At 40.5% G+C, this 19,319-nt stretch carries 22 protein-coding genes; 18 read left to right on the top strand and 4 right to left on the bottom strand.

Annotated features, from left to right (window positions below; genetic code table 11):
- The first annotated feature begins 105 nt into the window (after nucleotides 1–105).
- The 4 genes from kamA to ACXAEY_RS10850 all read left to right on the top strand — a co-directional run bounded on the left by kamA (nucleotide 106) and on the right by ACXAEY_RS10850 (nucleotide 3,376).
- Nucleotides 106–1,518, top strand: coding sequence for a lysine 2,3-aminomutase (gene kamA, locus ACXAEY_RS10865; RefSeq protein ID WP_270181972.1), 1,413 nt, complete (start codon nucleotides 106–108; stop codon nucleotides 1,516–1,518).
- The gene (locus ACXAEY_RS10860; protein ID WP_270181973.1) at nucleotides 1,515–1,805 is read left to right on the top strand and encodes a YokU family protein; all 291 of its coding nucleotides are present in this window, start codon (nucleotides 1,515–1,517) and stop codon (nucleotides 1,803–1,805) included. The genes kamA and ACXAEY_RS10860 overlap by 4 nt, the downstream gene beginning before the upstream one ends.
- 122 nt (nucleotides 1,806–1,927) lie before the next feature.
- A complete protein-coding gene (locus ACXAEY_RS10855) occupies nucleotides 1,928–2,179 on the top strand; it encodes an IDEAL domain-containing protein (RefSeq protein WP_270181974.1) in 252 nt (83 codons plus the stop codon).
- Nucleotides 2,180–2,497: 318 nt separating this feature from the next.
- Entirely contained in the window at nucleotides 2,498–3,376 is an 879-nt protein-coding gene (locus tag ACXAEY_RS10850) for a 5'-3' exonuclease (RefSeq protein ID WP_270181975.1), read from the top strand.
- 1 nt (nucleotide 3,377) lies between these two features.
- On the opposite strand, the gene ACXAEY_RS10845 is transcribed toward ACXAEY_RS10850, so the two are convergent.
- On the bottom strand, nucleotides 3,378–3,773 hold the full coding sequence (locus ACXAEY_RS10845) for a reverse transcriptase-like protein (RefSeq protein WP_270181976.1): 396 nt from the start codon (nucleotides 3,771–3,773) through the stop codon (nucleotides 3,378–3,380).
- Nucleotides 3,774–3,901: 128 nt separating this feature from the next.
- On the opposite strand from ACXAEY_RS10845, the gene ACXAEY_RS10840 reads away from it, so the two are divergent.
- A complete protein-coding gene (locus ACXAEY_RS10840) occupies nucleotides 3,902–4,078 on the top strand; it encodes a zinc-finger domain-containing protein (RefSeq protein WP_270181977.1) in 177 nt (58 codons plus the stop codon).
- Between the two features lie 16 nt (nucleotides 4,079–4,094).
- Entirely contained in the window at nucleotides 4,095–4,757 is a 663-nt protein-coding gene (locus ACXAEY_RS10835; RefSeq protein WP_474811958.1) for a reverse transcriptase-like protein, read from the top strand.
- Nucleotides 4,758–4,786: 29 nt separating this feature from the next.
- Here ACXAEY_RS10835 and ACXAEY_RS10830 read toward each other — a convergent pair whose 3' ends face one another.
- Entirely contained in the window at nucleotides 4,787–5,035 is a 249-nt protein-coding gene (locus ACXAEY_RS10830) for a DUF2564 family protein (RefSeq protein WP_270181979.1), read from the bottom strand.
- 116 nt (nucleotides 5,036–5,151) lie between these two features.
- Nucleotides 5,152–5,352: a cold-shock protein CspD gene (cspD, locus tag ACXAEY_RS10825; RefSeq protein ID WP_224882404.1), complete on the bottom strand. Its 201-nt coding sequence runs from the start codon at nucleotides 5,350–5,352 to the stop codon at nucleotides 5,152–5,154.
- Between the two features lie 282 nt (nucleotides 5,353–5,634).
- Here cspD and ACXAEY_RS10820 point away from each other — a divergent pair, with 282 nt between their 5' ends.
- Entirely contained in the window at nucleotides 5,635–7,323 is a 1,689-nt protein-coding gene (locus tag ACXAEY_RS10820; RefSeq protein ID WP_474811954.1) for a formate--tetrahydrofolate ligase, read from the top strand.
- A 17-nt stretch (nucleotides 7,324–7,340) separates the two neighbouring features.
- Nucleotides 7,341–7,868: an acyl-CoA thioesterase gene (locus tag ACXAEY_RS10815; RefSeq protein ID WP_270181981.1), complete on the top strand. Its 528-nt coding sequence runs from the start codon at nucleotides 7,341–7,343 to the stop codon at nucleotides 7,866–7,868.
- A gap of 26 nt (nucleotides 7,869–7,894) precedes the next feature.
- Here ACXAEY_RS10815 and ACXAEY_RS10810 read toward each other — a convergent pair whose 3' ends face one another.
- Complete coding sequence (locus ACXAEY_RS10810) at nucleotides 7,895–8,164, bottom strand: DUF2524 family protein (protein ID WP_270181982.1); 270 nt, start codon at nucleotides 8,162–8,164, stop codon at nucleotides 7,895–7,897.
- A 127-nt stretch (nucleotides 8,165–8,291) separates the two neighbouring features.
- On the opposite strand from ACXAEY_RS10810, the gene ACXAEY_RS10805 reads away from it, so the two are divergent.
- The 10 genes from ACXAEY_RS10805 to ACXAEY_RS10760 all read left to right on the top strand — a co-directional run bounded on the left by ACXAEY_RS10805 (nucleotide 8,292) and on the right by ACXAEY_RS10760 (nucleotide 19,279).
- Nucleotides 8,292–9,149, top strand: coding sequence for a CvfB family protein (locus ACXAEY_RS10805; protein WP_474811951.1), 858 nt, complete (start codon nucleotides 8,292–8,294; stop codon nucleotides 9,147–9,149).
- A gap of 83 nt (nucleotides 9,150–9,232) precedes the next feature.
- A complete protein-coding gene (locus ACXAEY_RS10800; RefSeq protein ID WP_270181984.1) occupies nucleotides 9,233–9,490 on the top strand; it encodes a YhdB family protein in 258 nt (85 codons plus the stop codon).
- Between the two features lie 88 nt (nucleotides 9,491–9,578).
- Entirely contained in the window at nucleotides 9,579–10,589 is a 1,011-nt protein-coding gene (locus ACXAEY_RS10795; protein ID WP_474811948.1) for a glycoside hydrolase family 15 protein, read from the top strand.
- A 195-nt stretch (nucleotides 10,590–10,784) separates the two neighbouring features.
- Nucleotides 10,785–12,686, top strand: coding sequence for a 1,4-alpha-glucan branching protein GlgB (gene glgB, locus ACXAEY_RS10790; protein ID WP_474811945.1), 1,902 nt, complete (start codon nucleotides 10,785–10,787; stop codon nucleotides 12,684–12,686).
- On the top strand, nucleotides 12,679–13,818 hold the full coding sequence (locus ACXAEY_RS10785; protein WP_270181987.1) for a glucose-1-phosphate adenylyltransferase: 1,140 nt from the start codon (nucleotides 12,679–12,681) through the stop codon (nucleotides 13,816–13,818). Before glgB ends, ACXAEY_RS10785 begins: the two co-directional genes overlap by 8 nt.
- Nucleotides 13,819–13,834: 16 nt before the next feature.
- Nucleotides 13,835–14,941, top strand: coding sequence for a glucose-1-phosphate adenylyltransferase subunit GlgD (glgD, locus tag ACXAEY_RS10780; protein WP_270181988.1), 1,107 nt, complete (start codon nucleotides 13,835–13,837; stop codon nucleotides 14,939–14,941).
- 16 nt (nucleotides 14,942–14,957) lie between these two features.
- Entirely contained in the window at nucleotides 14,958–16,388 is a 1,431-nt protein-coding gene (gene glgA, locus ACXAEY_RS10775) for a glycogen synthase GlgA (protein WP_474811944.1), read from the top strand.
- 67 nt (nucleotides 16,389–16,455) lie between these two features.
- Entirely contained in the window at nucleotides 16,456–17,478 is a 1,023-nt protein-coding gene (locus ACXAEY_RS10770) for an EAL domain-containing protein (protein WP_474811942.1), read from the top strand.
- 86 nt (nucleotides 17,479–17,564) lie between these two features.
- Nucleotides 17,565–18,668, top strand: coding sequence for a sporulation integral membrane protein YtvI (gene ytvI, locus ACXAEY_RS10765; protein ID WP_270181991.1), 1,104 nt, complete (start codon nucleotides 17,565–17,567; stop codon nucleotides 18,666–18,668).
- 17 nt (nucleotides 18,669–18,685) lie between these two features.
- Nucleotides 18,686–19,279, top strand: a complete 594-nt coding sequence (locus ACXAEY_RS10760; protein WP_474811941.1) for a lytic transglycosylase domain-containing protein — start codon at nucleotides 18,686–18,688, stop codon at nucleotides 19,277–19,279.
- Nucleotides 19,280–19,319: the final 40 nt, after the last annotated feature.

Raw genomic sequence — 19,319 nt, 5'->3', positions numbered from 1 at the left:
AAAGGTCAGTAATAAATGTATACTTAAAAGAGTTTTAAAGAAATAATGGAGCTGGCATCAAACTTGCATAGTATATCAGTAGATTCCAAGAAGGGGGAATGTACGATGCTTATGCAACTCTATAAGCCAGCACGACATTGGAAGGATATCGAACTTTGGAAAGATGTTACAGAAGATCAATGGAACGACTGGATCTGGCAGCTTACTAATACGATTCGAACGCTCGACGACCTTCGTAAAGTCGTTAACCTTACTCCAGATGAAGAAGAAGGAGTTAGAATTGCAACGAAAACGATTCCGTTGAATATCACACCTTATTACGCATCTTTGATGAATCCAGATGACCCTAGGTGTCCAGTGAGAATGCAGTCAATCCCTATTTCTAAAGAAATGCACAAAACAAAATATGACCTTGAAGATCCACTTCATGAAGATGAAGACTCTCCAGTTCCAGGCTTAACCCATCGTTATCCAGATCGTGTACTTTTTCTTGTTACGAACCAGTGCTCAATGTACTGTAGGTATTGTACGAGGAGACGTTTTTCAGGACAAATCGGTATGGGAGTTCCGAAGAAACAATTAGATGCAGCGATCAATTACATTTCTAAAACGCCGGAAGTAAGAGACGTTCTTATCTCAGGTGGAGATGGACTGTTGATCAATGACAAAATCCTTGAATACATCTTAAAAAATTTACGTGCAATTCCACACGTGGAGATCATTCGAATCGGTACGAGAGCACCAGTTGTCTTTCCGCAAAGAATAACGGAGGACCTTTGTAACATTTTAAAGAAATACCACCCTGTCTGGCTGAACACTCACTTCAACACGAGCATTGAGATAACCGAGGAATCAAAGAAAGCGTGTGAGATGCTCGTAAATGCTGGAGTGCCTGTTGGAAATCAGGCTGTTATTCTCGCAGGTATCAACGATAGCGTGGCGATTATGAAGAAGCTGATGCATGATCTTGTTAAGATAAGAGTTCGCCCATATTATATTTATCAGTGTGACTTATCAGAAGGCATCGGACATTTCAGAGCGCCAGTATCAAAAGGTCTCGAAATCATCGAGGGATTAAGGGGACACACATCAGGTTACGCGGTACCTACGTTCGTAGTGGATGCACCAGGTGGAGGAGGGAAGATCGCCCTTCAACCGAACTACATGATTTCCCAAAGTGCGAATAAGGTTATCCTGCGTAATTTCGAAGGTGTGATCACGTCTTATCCAGAACCAGAAAATTACACCCCTGGAACGGCCGATACGTATTTTAATAGTATCTACCAGACGGAGAAGAAACCGGCGATCGGGATAAGTTCACTTATGACGGATGAACGATTTAACCTTGTGCCAGAAGGACTACAAAGGTTGAATCGAAGAAGTAAGTATGGTGAAGATCCAGATCATGCTTCTTTAAAAGATCAAAGAGAGAAGCGAGATTTAATGAAAGAAAAGAAGTTTAAAGCTGAGCAAGCCAAATACAATAAAAAGGATGATGTGGAGGAGGAAAGTTCATGAGGTGTAAATGGTGTGAAACGGAAGGAGCTTTCGAGACTCTAGGCACTGGATACTGGGAACTTCCTGATGGTACGCGAGCAGTTGAAATAAAGGAGCTACCTTCTGTTCAATGTATCGATTGCGGGATGTGTTACCAAACTGATGAACTTGTTGGGGATGTTGAAGAACAAATGATGTTGATCGATACTTCCAAGCTTTCTTCCTCGTTTACCTTTAAGGAATTGATGGATCAACCGAGGCTCTTAAAAAAGAATTACTTTGACATCGATCGTTATCCGCTTAAATAGCATGCCCTAGAAGAGGTTGACCAAATAAAAACGAAATTTAATCGGAATATTCTGAAAAATATTGATATTTTGACGATTCCCTCGTATAATAATAAAAAGAGCTTCTAAGGGGGGAGAGCAACATGAACAACCATCATAAATCGTATAGAGACAACATGAAAGAAAAAGCGATGAAAAAGAAGAAAGATCAAGAAACGTTTGAGTTGGAATTGTACGCCCAATTAATCCTTGATGAAGCTGTCTTTACCTTCCAGAAAAACCGTTATCAAGACACGATCAACTTAGCCCTTGATCGTCGAGACGAAAAAGCATTTCAGGAAGCATCAGAACAATACGTCACGTTTCTTCGTTCCTACAAGCAGGCGCTTCATTAATTCTTGAATAGAAATGGTCGACTCTGACACACTAATCGTAACGAAAGATAAAGGAGTGTCATCATGGGTCGTCAGAAAAAAGGAAATGCAAATGCTCAGCGTAACAACAATGCGAAGAAGGAACAGAACATCCCGTCATATGCAGAGATTGAAGCTAAGAAATTAAAGAATCCTCAACAATAAGTCCAACGCAGACTGCCGTTAATCGGCAGTCTGTTTCTTTGTTTAAGATGAAGTCCACTAAAAAATTGGAAAAGTTCATGCAGACGGTTTATGTTACCATAAAGGAAGGTATGTAATGAAAGGATGACCAAATTCATGAACCGATTAATTCTAATAGATGGATTTAATTTACTTAGTAGAGGATATTTTGCGACTGCTTACGGGAAATCTGAAGATCAGTTAACCCAAACACCAGAAGGACTTTATACGAATGCGCTAAGGGTGAAATTTCAAAAAATCATGTCGTTGATTAATGATTATAACCCAACTCATTTTGCAGTTGCATGGGACGTCAAACGAGATGAATCAAAGCGTAGGGAGCTTTTCAAAGAATATAAGGGTACTCGAGGTGAGCTTCCACCACCATTGATTCAGCAATACCAAACTGCAGTGAATTTCTTTGATGCAACAGGAATTCCTCAATTAACTGTAGAAGGGTTTGAGGCGGACGATGTGATGGGAACTCTTTCACATCGATGGAGTCTCGATGAAATGGGAGACTGTTTTATTTATAGCAATGATAGAGACTTGTTGCAGCTTCTGAATAAGAACGTCTCACAAATTATTGCGATTCGTAAAGAAGGAGACAAGGTGTACACGGAAGATCATTTTAGGACGGAATATGGAATTACGCCAGATCAGTGGATCGATGTGAAAGCATTATTAGGAGATAAAAGTGATAATATCCCAGGGGTTGCTGGGGTAGGAGACAAAGCAGCATTGCCACTTGTCCAACAATACGGCTCTGTAGAAGGAGTATATACGAGCATCGAAACATTAGATGCAAAATATAACAGATATCGAAAGAAGTTAATAGAGGGAGAAGAATCAGCTATGTTGAGTCTTCAACTCGTAAAAATCGAAAAACAAATACCAGACCTTGCTGAACATTCGTTTGAAGATATTAAGCTGACTCTGGATTATGAGAAGTTACAAACGGAGCTAGATGCATTGGGATTAAGGATAAGAATATAGGTTATCCTGCTGTGTTTAATTGGATGGCTTTTCTAGCAAGCTCATCTGCTACTTTATTCTTAGAACTAGGAATCCATTTAATAAAACAAAGATCAAATTCATCTACCAATGCGAGGGCACTGGAGAGGTAAGTTTCATACGTTCGCTTTTTCGTCTGTCTTCGATCGATCGCATCACTCACAAGCTGAGAGTCCGTTCGAATCGAGATGATTCGATGTTTCTTTTCAAGGCAAATGCGTAGTGCTTCAATCAAAGCCTGAAACTCTGCTTCATGATTGGAAAGTGTGCCAAGAGGAACCGAAGAGCGAATGACTTCTCCATCCCCTTTTATAAAGATTCCAGCACCTGATGGTCCTGGGTTACCAGCACTTGCTCCATCTATATAAACTTCAATCACTTTTGTTTCCTCCCCCCTGATCAAGTCTTTTTGTATTCTATCATATACATCAACAGCACTGGAAGACATACATTTAAGGTAAATGGAGAAACTTGATATAGAAGGGGACGAGTGTAGGAGTGAAAGAAATGAAGAAAAAAGAAGTTATGATGGAAGTGGGTCTAATTCTAGATACATACTGTGATGGGTGTTTGTTAAAAAGAGTGAATCAACATGACTATGGCAAGTGCCACGCCCAGCGTTTTTGTATTACGGAATGTTCTGTAGGTGAAGAATTAAAGCAGCTCGGAAAGCACCTTACATGAATAAGGAGTTTAGATGATGAACGTGATTGTAAAGTGGAAATACAAGACGCCTCGAGGAATTCAAGCATGGATGACATCTGATGAGATACCTGCACATCAAGCGATTTTAATGGCAAAAGATATTGAAAAAACCGGACGCTCCATCGACCTTTATTTTCTTGATAACCGGGGGACGAAATGGTCACTGAAAGAATTTGAAAAATTCACATCAAAAAAGGAAGAAAGCCTTTCTTCCGTCGAGATTTTTTTTGATGGAAGTTTTGATAAGGAATCTAAAGAGTCTGGCTGTGGCGCTGTGATTTATTTTTTTGAAGGAAGAAAGAAAAAAAGGATTCGTGTGAATAAAGCTCTTAGCTATCTTGAAAATAATAATGAAGCTGAATACGCAGCGCTTTGGACTGGCTTACAGGAGCTAAAGAACATTAAAGTCGATGATACCGAGGTCATGATCAAAGGAGATTCAAAAGTAGTGATCAGCCAGCTCTCAGGAGAATGGGCAGTATATGAGCCGCTTCTAACAAAATGGATGGATCGCATTGAGGCTACCTTGAAGGAATTAAGACTGCAGCCAATTTATGAGCACGTTTCACGAAATGAAAATAAAGAATCGCATAGACTCGCTGTACAAGCTTTAAAGGGAACTGAAATCGACAGTGTGATCGAACTTGATGATAACTAAACACAGAAAAAGCAGCCGACTGGCTGCTTTTATTCTTGTGCTTCCCTAAGCTGCGTATCGCATTTTTCAATGAGTTCACTGGAAAACTCAAAGAAATTCTCATTTACGCCAGTTTTATGTGCTACTGCTTGTTGAAATTGTTGTTTAGCTTGATTCAACGCATCTTGTGCGGCCTTCAACTGATTGTCGTTCATGCTTTTAGTAGCTTGTCCAACGAGGTGTTGAGCCGACTTAATCGACATTTCGATCTGTTGAAGATCAGAGTACGGTTCTGACATACTATCCCACCTTTACGTATTGTTCTGGAATAGTATGACCCAAAAGAATATCCGTTAATCGTTTCAACATAAAAAGAGACTGATGCATGCATCAGTCTCTTCCAAACGTATATTAATTAAAGCTTGTTTACGTTAGCAGCTTGAGGTCCGCGGTTTCCTTCAACGATTTCAAAAGAAACTTCTTGACCTTCTTCTAGAGTTTTGAAGCCTTCGCCTTCGATAGCGGAGAAGTGTACGAATACATCGTCAGCACCTTCAACTTCGATAAATCCAAAACCTTTTTCAGCGTTAAACCATTTTACTTTTCCGTTTTGCATGTTTGTTCCTCCTAAAAACTTAGCACGTTCTTCGTGCAACTTAATTTTCCCCATTCATATTGTATGTTTGTGAATCAAGCAACAATCTTTATGTACGTAATGCACAGTCGAGAAGGTCTGACTAAATTCAATAAATAATCAGCAATATAAACGGTTGTTTAAAATATACTGTATTTTAAGAGAAGTGTCAAGCTTTCAAAGACTCCAGTTGATTATTCTTAACGTAATTAATAAACTTAGTTAAGATATATATGGAAATAGTATAGGGTATGGAGGGATTTGATGAAGTCGGAAGTTCGAATGAAGAGTGATATTGAGATTGCACAAGATGCAAAAATGAAACGAATAAACGAAATAGCAAGCGGCTTAGGCTTAACGGAGGATGAATGGGAGCCTTATGGGCATTACAAAGCAAAAATCTCACTTTCAAGCATGAAGAGGCTGAGTAAGAATCCATCTGGGAAAGTGATCCTTGTAACGGCTATCAATCCTACACCGGCTGGTGAGGGGAAAAGCACAGTTACAGTTGGACTTGCTCAGGCGCTTAATCGAATCGGTGAGAAAGCAATCGTTGCAATGAGGGAGCCTTCTCTTGGTCCTAGTATGGGAATTAAAGGAGGGGCTGCTGGTGGAGGTTATTCACAAGTAATGCCTATGGAGGATATTAACCTTCACTTCACAGGTGACATCCACGCGATCACATCATCTCATAATGCATTGTCAGCGATGATCGATAATCATATCCATCAAGGTAATGAACTCGATTTTGATACTAGACGAATAACTTGGAAAAGGGTTTTGGATCTTAATGACAGAGCTTTAAGACAAGTGACGATCGGGCTAGGTGGTCCAACCCAAGGTGTTCCGAGAGAAGACGGGTTCGATATCACTGTGGCATCTGAACTGATGGCGATCCTTTGTTTAGCATCAGATTTAACGGACCTTAAGCAGAGAATTGGACGAATCGTTATCGGTTACAACCGTTCCAAACTTCCGATTACAGTAGCTGACCTTGGGGTGCAGGGTGCACTAACACTCCTCCTTAAGAATGCTATGAATCCGAACCTCGTTCAGACTTTAGAAAACACACCTGCATTAATACACGGTGGCCCTTTTGCGAACATTGCTCATGGCTGTAACAGTGTAGCAGCGACAAAAATGGCTCAAAAGCTTTCTGACTATGTCGTGACGGAAGCAGGGTTCGGGGCGGATTTAGGCGCAGAAAAGTTTTTTGATATCAAAACAAGAGCTGGCGATATCGATCCTGCAGCTACCGTGATCGTTGCTACAATTCGAGCGTTAAAAATGCACGGGGGAATTCCAAAAGATAACCTTAAAGAAGAAAACGTTGCAGCACTACAGGAAGGTTTAGCGAATTTACAGCAGCATATTTCTTCCATTAGAAAATTCGGCGTACCTTTCGTCGTTGCGATCAACCGTTTCATGACAGATACTGATTTAGAAGTGAACGCGCTTCTCGATTGGTGTAATGAAAATGATGTGCCAGTTGCTCTCACTGATGTTTGGGCAGAGGGTGGTAAAGGTGGAGAAGTCCTTGCTAAAACAGTTATTGATCAAATCGAGCATTCCGAAAACAACTTCTCGCCACTTTATGATCTGGATGCATCTATTGAAGATAAAATTACAACGATTGCACAAGAAATTTATGGTGCCGATGGGGTGCAATTCGGTCCTAAGGCTCTCAAGCAACTAAAAGAGTTTGAAGCAAACGGATGGTCTCACTTACCGGTATGTATGGCGAAGACTCAGTATTCATTATCTGATAATGCCGCTTTACTCGGACGACCGACAGGTTTTTCCATTAATGTGAGGGAATTTAGACCATCGATCGGCGCTGGCTTTATCGTAGCACTGACAGGGAATGTAATGACGATGCCAGGACTTCCGAAGAAGCCTGCGGCGTTAAATATGGATGTAACAGAAGACGGTCAAGCAGTCGGTCTGTTTTAGAAAAGGTGAATGTCGTTATGTCAGATACTCAATTAACAAAAAAATTAATACGCGTTTCTAGAACAACAAAATCAAGCTTTGTTCTTCCTTCAGATACAAATACACACGGAACTCTTTTTGGTGGCAGACTCATGTCATACATCGATGACATCGCAGCGATCTCTGCGTCAAAACACGCTAGGTCAGCAGTAGTGACGGCTTCAGCGGACTCGATCGATTTTCTTCAGCCTATCCGCGAGGGAGAAGTCGTTAGTCTTGAGTCTTATGTCAGCTGGACACACAACACCTCGATGGAAGTATTAGTGAAAATATTCGCTGAGAACGTCATTACAGGTGCGAAGAAAGTTTGTGCGACATCGTTTTTAACGTTTGTAGCGTTAAACGAAGAAGGGAAACCAACGATGGTACCTGAAGCATTGCCAGAAACGAAGGAAGAAAAATTTGTTTACGATGGTGGAGAAGAGAGAATGAAAGCTAGAAAGGCACGTCGCAAGCATTCTGAGAAATTAGCAAGTGAGTTCGGTTCCTTCGGGTATTCAGGATAGTAAAAGGTCTGCAGAAATGCAGACCTTTACGTATCGAAGCCTAAGATGAAGTCGTTTTGACGATCTTGTACTTGCTGTCTTGCTCGTGTTAATGCATCTCGTTGTTCTGGTGTGGCACTATGGATCATTTTATCGATATCGATCGCCATTTGCTCAAGAAGCTGTTGAGTTTCAGTGTATTCTTTATCCGTAATTCCTGGCGCGACTTGAGTAGCTTTTTCAAGCTGCTCACCTGCATATTCAACGAGCTCATCGGCATTTTTAAGCATTTCTTCAAGTTTTCGGTAAGTTGACATGGTGCACCTCTCCTTTGATTGAAGTCCATGTTAGTATTTACAGGATGAAAAGATTTATGATAAATAGAGAATACATATTGGTGTAGTGATATACTAAGTAAAGGATTATGAAAGGCTGTGAAATGAGTTGGCAACACAATTATACGCTGGAGAAATAACGAAGCTAAAAGTAGCTCGTAAACAAGAATATGGATATTTTTTAACGAACGGGAACGAAGATGTCTTGCTGCACAAGAATGAGGCGGTAGAGCAACATGACGAAGGAAATGAAGTAGAAGTTTTTCTTTATCATGATCACGAAGGCAGGCTTTCTGCAACTGAGACGATGCCAGTCGTTACGCTCGATTCTTTTTCAATCCTTAAAGTGGTCGGTGTGCAACCTCGACTAGGTGTTTTTGTAGACATTGGCATTCAAAAGGACATGCTCCTTTCAAAAGACGACTTGCCAACAGACCGCACGAGGTGGCCAGATGTAGGAGACGAGTTGTACTGCGGACTTAAGCTCGATAAGAAGAATCGGCTGTTTGCAGATTTAAGCAACTTTGAAGAAATCAAAGAACTTTCTACCGAAGCAAGCGAGGATCTGAAAAATAAAGAAACGGAAGGCGTCGTTTACCGTTTTTCTGATGAAGGAGCTTCAGTTTTCACAGATGATGGTTACCTTGCATTTCTTCACAATGATGAAATGAAGCAAAACGTGCGGCTTGGAGAAAGGGTTCAGGTCCGGGTTACATTCGTAAGAGAAGACGGCAGGATCAATGTCTCGACTCGTCCTTTGGTGAAAGAAGCACGACTTGAAGATGCAGACAAACTTTATCAATATATGGTTGATCGCGGTGGGAAGATGCCTTTTACAGATAAGAGCGATCCAGAAGCGATCAAGCGTGAGTTCAACATAAGTAAAGCTGCTTTCAAACGTGCGATGGGTAAGCTTTTAAAAGAAAAGAAAGTTGAGCAGAAGGACGGTTATACCTTCGTCCTTTAAGAAATCATTGTTATCTTTTTCTTCGTGTATGTGGAGTCCCCCTGCAAATACTATAGGTAAGCTCCTAGAAAGGGGGCAAGTCATTGGATATTACCGACTATGACAAAGCTCTTTATTACACTCATCACTGCGCTTGTATCGATCTAAGCGTTCTGATGATGAAAACTGATGACGATATCCTTGCAAAACGAATTGAAAAATTCGTACATGCATTCATACGCGAAACAGAATTCGTTAAAGTAAAAGAAGCACGTGACAACCTGCTCACATACATCGATTATGTTTATCGACTAGAGCCTGTTGATGAAGAAATCACAGCAATCACTAGTACAATCGACTGACCCTAAAAAAAGGGTCGGTCTTTTTGTGATTAAAAAAATGTCGAATAGGGTAACAATTATAGTAAAAAATAAGGAGCAGGTGAGTGGGATGAACCAATATAAATTGCATAACGTACTCGAAAGCATGAGGTTACCGAATGGAGCTTACGTTGCGAGTACTTCTGATGATTATGATTATATATGGATCCGAGACGTCTGTTATACTGTGATGCCCTATTTAACATCGAAATGTACAAGGTACGAGAAGGCCTATCATTCCCTTCTTTCATTACTTAGAAAATACGAATGGAAGCTAGATATCCATACAAAACAGAAGCCAGTATATTTACATGAATACATTCACTCTAGATATTCAAAAGACCTAGAGGAGATTCCTGTCGAATGGGGTCATGCTCAAAATGATGCGATCGGCATCCTGCTGTTTGGAATAGGCCAAGGAATACAAGTAGGAAAACCAATATTACGTGATAAAGTCGACTATCGCATCGTTCAAAAGCTAGTGAATTATCTCGAATGTCTCGAGTATTGGAAAAACCCTGATAATGGTATGTGGGAAGAAAATGTAGAAATTCATGCTTCAAGCGTTGGAGCGTGTGTAGCTGGATTAAAAGCAGTAAGAACGTTAGTCGAAGTGCCGCAAGAGCTCATTCAAAAAGGAGAGAGAACCCTTGATCGTCTTCTTCCAGCAGAAAGTGCCACAAAGGAAGTCGACCTCTCACTTTTATCGTTGATCTATCCGCTGAGAGTCGTTTCTAGATCAACAGCCATAAAAATCTTAGAACGCATTACTGAACGACTTGAAAGGGAACGTGGAGTCCTCCGTTACGAAGGTGATCAATACTATAATGGAGGCAGTGAAGCAGAATGGTGTTTTGGATTCCCATGGCTAGGTCTCTGTTATGGTCAAATCGGTCAAGTAGATAAGATGAACGAATACTTCGAGAAGACGATGACGATTACGCCAGAAAGCGGGAAGATACCTGAGCTATATATTGGTGGAACGGATGTCCCGAATAAGAATACACCATTAGCTTGGTCAGTATCCATGACTTACCAACTATTAGAAAGAATGGCTCAATCACAAGAGAATGTATCGTAATTGTAAAGAAACCGTGGGGGATTCCACGGTTTCTTTACATTGAAAAAACATTTCGACGAATCAATATTAATTTCAACTTTTTTTTCATGAAAATACATGGATTGAAAAGGAATTGGAATGACGCTGTCGAATGATAAAACAGTAGCGGAGTACATAAGTAAATCGCTACCATTAGCATGAGAGAGAGGTGTCGCAATGACAGTTTCGATGCCGACAGATTACGATCGGTATTTATTTCATCAAGGGAACTTATTTCAAGCTTACCGATCGATGGGTGCTCATCTAGCAGAAGAGGATGGCAAGATTGGGGTACGTTTCACCGTTTGGGCGCCGCACGCAAAAGCAGTAGCTGTTGTTGGAAATTTCAACGACTGGGATGCGACAAGGAACGAAATGACCAAGATTGAAGAATCTGGCTTGTGGTCTTCGTTTATTGAAGGTCTTCGTGAAGGTGAACTTTATAAGTACGGCGTTACTTCACAAGATGGCTCACTTTTAATGAAATCCGACCCGTATGCTTTTTATTCAGAGCATAAGCCCAAAACTGCATCGATCGTAAAGAAAGTCGATGAGTACGATTGGCGAGATAGTAGATGGATGAATAAAAGGAAGAAAACACCGCCGTATGACCTTCCAATATCAATCTACGAGGTACATCCAGGTTCATGGCGAAAAAAACAGGATGGCTCTTATTACTCTTACGATGACCTTACGAAAGAACTGATTCCTTATGTGAAAGAGCATGGGTATACTCATATTGAACTCATGCCGGTGATGGAGCATCCGTTCGACCGTTCGTGGGGATATCAGATCACAGGTTATTACTCTGTAACGAGTCGATTTGGTGAGCCAGACGACTTGAAGGCATTCATTGATCGGTGCCATCAAGAGGATATCGGAGTTATCTTAGACTGGGTTCCTGCTCATTTCTGTAAAGATGCTCATGGTCTCGGGCAGTTCGATGGTGGTCCGGTTTTCGAACCATCAGATCCAGAGCTTGCTGAGAGAAAGAATTGGGGAACATATAACTTTGATTATAGTAAACCCGAAATCGTTAGCTTTCTAATTTCTAATGCATTTTTTTGGTTTGATTTATATCATATCGATGGTTTAAGAATAGATGCTGTTTCTCAAATGATTTTATATCATCATGAGGGAGCTGGCGGGGTAGGAGAAAATCATGCAGCTAAAGAATTCATCCAGAAATTAAACAAAACGATTTTTGAACACTTCCCAAATGTTTTAATGATGGCTGAGGAGTCGACAGACTATCCACTCGTAAGTGCCCCAGTCCATGAAGGTGGTCTTGGGTTTAATTATAAATGGAATATGGGCTGGATGAACGATACCTTAAAGTACATGGAACTTCACATGGATGATCGACAACATCATCATAATCTACTCACATTTTCATTCTTCTATGCGTTCTCTGAAAACTATCTCCTGCCGCTATCTCATGATGAGGTGGTACATGGAAAGAAATCACTCCTGAACAAAATGCCAGGCGACTATTGGCAGAAATTTGCTAATCTTCGCACGCTTTACGGGTATATGATGTCACACCCAGGCAAAAAACTACTGTTTATGGGAGGAGAGTTCGGGCAGTTTGATGAATGGAAAGATTTAAGTGAACTCGATTGGATGTTGTTTGACTATGATCTTCATAACAAAATGAATGGTTATGTGAAAGACTTAAACCGATTTTACTTGGAATCAAGGGCATTATGGCGAATCGACCATGATCCAGAAGGGTTTGAATGGATCGATGCGAATGACAGTTCGCAATCTGTACTCTCTTTCATGAGAAAAGGAAAGGCGAAGGGTGATTGCGACATCATTATTTGCAATTTTTCTGCAAATGTCTACTACGATTATCGAATTGGCGTTCCTTCATCTGGACACTATGTAGAAATGTTTAATAGCGATCAGGAAAAATATGGGGGATCCGGGCAGGTGAATGCAGACAAGTTGCTTAGTGAAAAACAACCGTATCACAATCAGCCATATAGTCTTCAGCTCAAAATTCCACCATTAGGTATCGTGGTTCTCGGCAAAAAAAATAAAAGCAACCTTGAAAGGAGAAATCGATATGTCTAAAAAACGTTGTGTAGCGATGCTATTAGCTGGAGGACAGGGGACGAGACTCGGCAAGTTAACAACGCGCCTCGCTAAACCTGCTGTCCCGTTTGGTGGTAAGTACAGAATCATTGATTTCACGTTAAGTAACTGTAGTAATTCAGGGATTGATACCGTTGGCGTATTAACACAGTATCAGCCTTACATACTCAACTCTTACATCGGTATCGGAAGTGCATGGGATCTTGATAGAAAGAACGGAGGCGTATCGGTATTGCCGCCATTCCTAGGCCAAAAAGGTGGAGAATGGTACAAAGGAACAGCGAACGCGATTTATCAGAACATGTATTACCTTCGTCAATATGATCCTGAATACGTTCTAGTTATTTCAGGTGACCATATCTACCGAATGGATTATTCTGAAATGCTAGATTATCACGAAGAAAAAGGAGCAGACGCTACGATCGCGGTGCTTGAAGTGCCTTGGAACGAAGCGAATCGCTTTGGGATCATGAATACAGACGACGATGATCGAATTGTAGAGTTTCAAGAAAAGCCAGCAGAACCGAAAACGAATCTAGCATCTATGGGCGTTTACATCTTCAGTTGGAAAGCTTTAGAAAAGTATTTGACTGAAGATGAGCAAAATCCCAACTCCTCAAACGACTTTGGAAAAGACATCATTCCTGCGATGATCGAAGACCAAAAGGATCTATATGCCTATTCGTTTAGCGGTTACTGGAAAGACGTTGGAACGCTTCAAAGTCTCTGGGAAGCTAACATGGATCTGTTAGATGACGATCCAGATTTAATCCTAAATGACCCTTCTTGGAGAATTTATTCTGTAAATCCAAACCAGCCACCACAATACATCGCTCCAAAGGCGAACGTGAGCCGTTCACTCGTGAACGAAGGATGCGTAGTGTATGGCGATGTGTATCGTTCAGTACTATTTTACGGGGTGCACGTTGGCCTTGGTACAACGATCAAGAACTCAATCATTATGCCTGATGTGAAAATTGGTGCGAATGTTAAGATCGAGAATGCAATCATTGAGAGTGGTACAGTGATTGAAGATGGCATGGAGCTTGGAAATAAAGACGGATCTATCTCCTTGATTGCTGACGGCGAAATAGTCTCTGTACCAAAATAGAACAGGAGGATGAACGATGAGAAAAGTAGTAGGTGTCATTAACTTAATCGATGAAAAGAATGATCTTAGCGAATTAACAAGTCATCGGAGCTTTGCCTCTGTTCCTTTTGCAGGGCGATATCGATTGATCGATTTTTCACTGTCAAGCATGACGAATGCAGGTATTAATACGGTTGCTGTTTTCACAAGAGAGAAATACCGTTCTTTACTAGATCATCTAGGGTCAGGGAAAGAATGGGATTTAGATAGACATCAAGGCGGATTGTTCTTCCAGCCTCCAGCAAGTGAGGAACGAATTGAAAATGGTGATATCCGTTCATTTTATGAGAATCTATCATACTTTAAGCGTAGTCTTTCAAACTATGTTGTCGTAACGAATGGAAAGTTAGTATGGAATGTAGATTTTAACAGCGTGATCGATGAACACGAAGAAAACGGTGCGGATATTACGTTAGTATATAAACCATGTGATGATCCTTATGTAAGTGGCAATACGTACAATGTTCTTTATACGAATGAAGAAAATCGTGTTGAAAAGCTAAATCTTGATGTAGAGCCACTGCCTGGGGACGATGTGTACCTGAATACCTTCGTGATGAAGTCATCCCTTCTTATTTCAATCGTTGAAGAGAGCATGGAGACGGGTAAATACAAGTCAGTTAATGAGGCAATAGCGAGTAACTTAGAGCGTTACAATGTTCACGGCTGTCATTTCGGCGGCTACGTGACATTTATCGATAACGTTGAGAGCTATTACCGCTATAGCATGGAACTGCTTGACCCAAATGTAACTCAGGAACTCTTTTACAACAAAGGTCCGATCTATACGAAGGTTAAGCATGAGGCACCTGCTAAGTATGATGAGTCTTCAACCGTTGCTAATTCCTTGATTGCCAATGGCTGCAAGATTTCAGGGACAGTCGAAAATAGTATTTTATTTAGAGGAATCAGAGTAGGAAAAGGTGCGATTATTCGTAACAGTATCATCATGCAGAAGTGTGAAATCGGTGAGGGCGCTGTTATTGAGAACGTTATCCTTGATAAGGATGTATCCGTCTCACCACATGAAAAAGTGACATCTGAAGATGAACCGAGAGTAATTGCAAAGTCTACAGTTATTTAGCAGGAGGGAACAATTCATGAATGTATTGTTTGCCGCATCCGAAGGCCACCCGTTCATTAAAACGGGAGGCCTTGGTGATGTGATCGGTGCTTTACCGAAGGAACTACAAAAGCAAGGGATCAACGTATCTGTCATCCTCCCGAAATATGAGGATATGAATGAATCGTTTAAAGAAAAACTTGAGCTAAAAGAAGCAATCACGGTACCAGTAGGATGGCGACATCAATATTGTGGTATCGAAACACTACGGTACAATGGTATTACCTATTACTTTATCGACAATGAATACTACTTTAAAAGAAGTGGTAGCTATGGATATTACGATGACGGAGAGAGGTTTTCTTTCTTCTGTAGAGCGGTCTTAGAAGCTATTCCTTATTTGGATGAACGACCAGATATCCTCCATTGTCATGATTGGCAAACTGGGATGGTACCGGTATTGAAAAAAGCGCATTACCGTAATCATCCTCACTACGATAGCATCAAGACCGTGTACACGATTCATAATTTACGCTATCAAGGGATATTTCCAAAAGACATCCTTCATGACCTTCTGGACTTGAGTGAATTACATTTCACGAATGAGGGTGTAGAATTTCACGGTAACGTAAGTTTTATGAAAGGCGGGCTTACATACTCGGACTATATTACGACTGTTAGCCCTTCTTATGCTGATGAAATCAAGCAGCCTTATTTTGGAGAATATCTAGATGGGATCTTAAGGAAGAGAGAAGCTGATTTCAAAGGAATCATTAACGGAATCGATAGCGAGCTTTATGATCCATCAACAGATGCTGCGTTAAAATATACGTACCATGCATCATTTCTTCTAAAAGAAAAAAACAAAGTCGATCTTCAGGAAAAGCTTGGTCTTCAAAAAGGTGAAGGTATTCCAATGATATCTATGATCACTCGGCTTGTTGAGCAAAAGGGGATGGACTTATTCTTCAGAGTACTTCCAGAGATCATGGAAGAAAAAGTACAGGTTGTCGTTCTTGGAACTGGAGATGAGCACTACGAGCACATGCTTAGAGAAGCTGAGCATCGATACCCAGGTAGATTTTCGGCTAACATTTATTTTAATGATGACTTTGCAAGACAGCTTTATGCAGCCTCCGATCTATTTCTAATGCCTTCTCAATTTGAACCGTGTGGGATCAGTCAGCTCATAGCACTACGATATGGAAGTTTACCGATCGTTCGAGAAACAGGTGGACTGAAGGACACGGTACAACCTTACAATAAGTATACGGGTGAAGGGCATGGCTTCAGTTTTTCTGATTATAATGCTCACGATATGCTAAGTACGATTCGACTCGCATTACACTACTACCATCACGAAAGCCTTACGTGGAGAAAGCTCGTTGAACGTGCGATGCGATTGAATTACTCTTGGGAAAAGTCTGCTGAAACTTATTCAGACCTATATGAAAACCTCTTAAAATAGAGTTATAGTGTAGGAAGACAGGGGGCATTCCCCTGTCTTTTCTTATGATAAGGAGATGATGATAAACTTGCTCTGTAATAATTGTGGATTTATTCCAAAAGTCTTGCCGAATGGTATCTTCGAAATTACGACGCCTTCCCCGATATTGTTAGAAAGTTTAAACGCTTTATTTAACCTTTCAGGAGAAAGCTTTTTAATCCCGTATGACAACCTTACCGATTTGACAGACATATGTAGTCGGATTGACGACCATTTTAGTTCAAACGCTTCAAAAACATTTAGCTGTGCTACTTTAACTTTACGTGATGATAAGAAGCCTGCGATAGCTTTTCCACATTTTTATGTTCGGTTGCAGAATCTGAACTATATCACCATAATGCAAGAAGGTCTGTTTACTGCACACATGCAGCCGATCTTATCACTTGAAAGAAACGAAACCGTTGCATATGAATTTCTATTGAGACCTACTAATGATCATTACTCATTTCAGCCCTTCAAACTTTTTGAAATGGCTCAAAACTCTGGTTTACAATCCTTTTTAGATAGCGCAGCTCGAACCAAAGCGATTGAAATCAGCTCAAAGTTCCTTCCGAATGGAATCAAGAGATTTATTAACTTTTTACCTTCTTCTATTTATGACCCTGCTCATTGCTTGAAGACGACATTTCGAGCAGTTGAAGACTATAACGTAAATCCTGTTGATCTGGTGTTTGAAGTGGTGGAAACGGAGCAGATTCAACGCATCGACCATTTGAAGAAAATCTTTACTTCTTATAAACAAGAAGGCATGAAAGTTGCCCTCGATGATTTAGGGACTGGGTATGCAACAAAGGAAATTCTACTAGCCTTAAAACCTGATTACGCAAAGATCGATCGACAATTTATCGATCAATGTTATAGGGATAGGAGTAAACAGGATGCATTGCGCGAAATTGCGAAACTCGCAAACGAAGAAGGAATCCAACTATTAGCTGAGGGGATCGAACAGAAAGAAGAAGCTGACTTCTGTAACGATATTGGAATCTCACTAGGCCAAGGCTATTATTTTGGCAAACCTTCTGAAAAGCCATTGTTTCATCTGCACACATAAAAAATAGGGATCTAAGCCCTTTTTTTATGGAAAAGAGAGCGTAAAAAAGATATGCTTACGTCATAAGAGTGACAAGAGGTGAAGAAATGTTAACGTTTTATAGGCAATATGCTCGTACCGCTTTCGATATTGGTTTGATTGTCTTAACAGTATTTTTAATCATGTTTGTTTTTAGCTTTTTGTTTGATATTGCAGCTCCTATCTTTGTTGGATATGTTATTTTCTTGATCATCGAACCGTTCGCTAGGTTTTTACATAGAAAAGGTTTGGGAAAAACAGTAGCAACAACGATTTCGACCCTGCTGTTTGTTTTAGTCGTATTAAGTGTAGTCTTTCTTGCTGGTGCCATTTTTGTCGTGCAATTACAAAACCTAATATCTTTGATTCCTGGCTATGTAGACATCTTTCAAGAGCAGGTGTTGAATTATGTTGAGTGGGCTCAGCTCCAGATGAATGCATTACCACCTGATGTCTTACTTAAAGCACAAGAATACTCCGTTACCGTTGTTGAGAAAGCTTCGTTTATATTGACTGGATTTCTTAATGGCATCTTTTCTTTTGTGACATCGATCCCTACATTAATTATCAATTTTGTGATCGGCATCGTTCTTGCGTATTTTTTGAGTGTAGAAATCGAAATGTGGAAACGAATCGCGAACAAACGCACGCCTAACACATTTAAGAAAGCATATTATTTCTTAAAAGAAAACGTTCTTAGTGGGATTGGTGCTTATGTTAAAGCTCAGCTAAAACTAATCATGATTACGTTTGTTCTTGTTCTTTGCGGGCTATGGATATTAAGAGTGGATAATGCTTTTACAATCGCATTGTTAGCAGCGTTTTTTGATATTCTTCCATTGCTAGGCGTATCTGCAATTTTCTTACCATGGGCGATTTATTTGTTCATTGTGGGTCAGACTACACTAGCATTCTGGTTAATCGGTTTATTAGGAGTCGTCATGCTTGTTAGACAGATTATGGAGCCGAAAATCACTGGTGACTCTTTAGGTGTGTCTGCGTTTACAATTCTCTCCTTTATGATCATTTCTCTATCACTGTTCGGAATTGCTGGGGTCATTCTCTCGCCAATTTTATTAATTCTAATTAAGGCGCTATTCGATCACGGTTATTTAGGAAAATGGATCCATCTTCCAAGCGAAGAATTTACAGACATCAACGAACGAAAATAGGAAGGAAGAGGGCAACGTTGAAACGACCTGCACGATTGATAATAACTACGATTATAGCAAGTGTCATACTCGCACTTTTCCTGCAAGGGAACAGTGAACCGTTCCGTTTTCAATTATCGAAGTCTCATATTCCAGAAGAATACGTCGATACGTATAAAAAAGCTGCTGAAGAGTATGACATACAGTGGGAATTACTTGCTGCGGTGCATCGCGTAGAGACCAAATTTTCAACGATGGCATCTCTAGAAAGTCCAAAAGGGGCCATCGGTCATTACCAGTTCATGCCTCGTACATGGCTTGGTTGGCAATATGAAGGTAGTGCCTTAGGAAAATTAAATGAGGGTGACGATATCGATATCACTGATCCTGCCTTGATTAATAAATACGGCGGCTATGGAAAAGACGGAAACAGGGATGGCAAAGCAGACCCATACAATATTACTGATGCAGCATTCACAGCCGCAAGTTATCTATCAGCTAACGGAGCGAGTGAAGGTAAGTTAGAAACTGCTCTGTATGCTTACAACCATAGTGATGAATATGTGGATGATGTATTAAGTTATTATTATGAGTACAAAGAAAATGCGACGGTTGTTACACTTAATGAGTGATGGGTCTTAATGGTACATGTTAATCACTTATGATAAAATC

The sequence above is a fragment of the Anaerobacillus sp. ABA4_114 genome (assembly GCF_056159065.1).
Note: the sequence above shows the minus strand (reverse complement) of the source record. Positions and strands in the feature narration are given on the sequence as shown.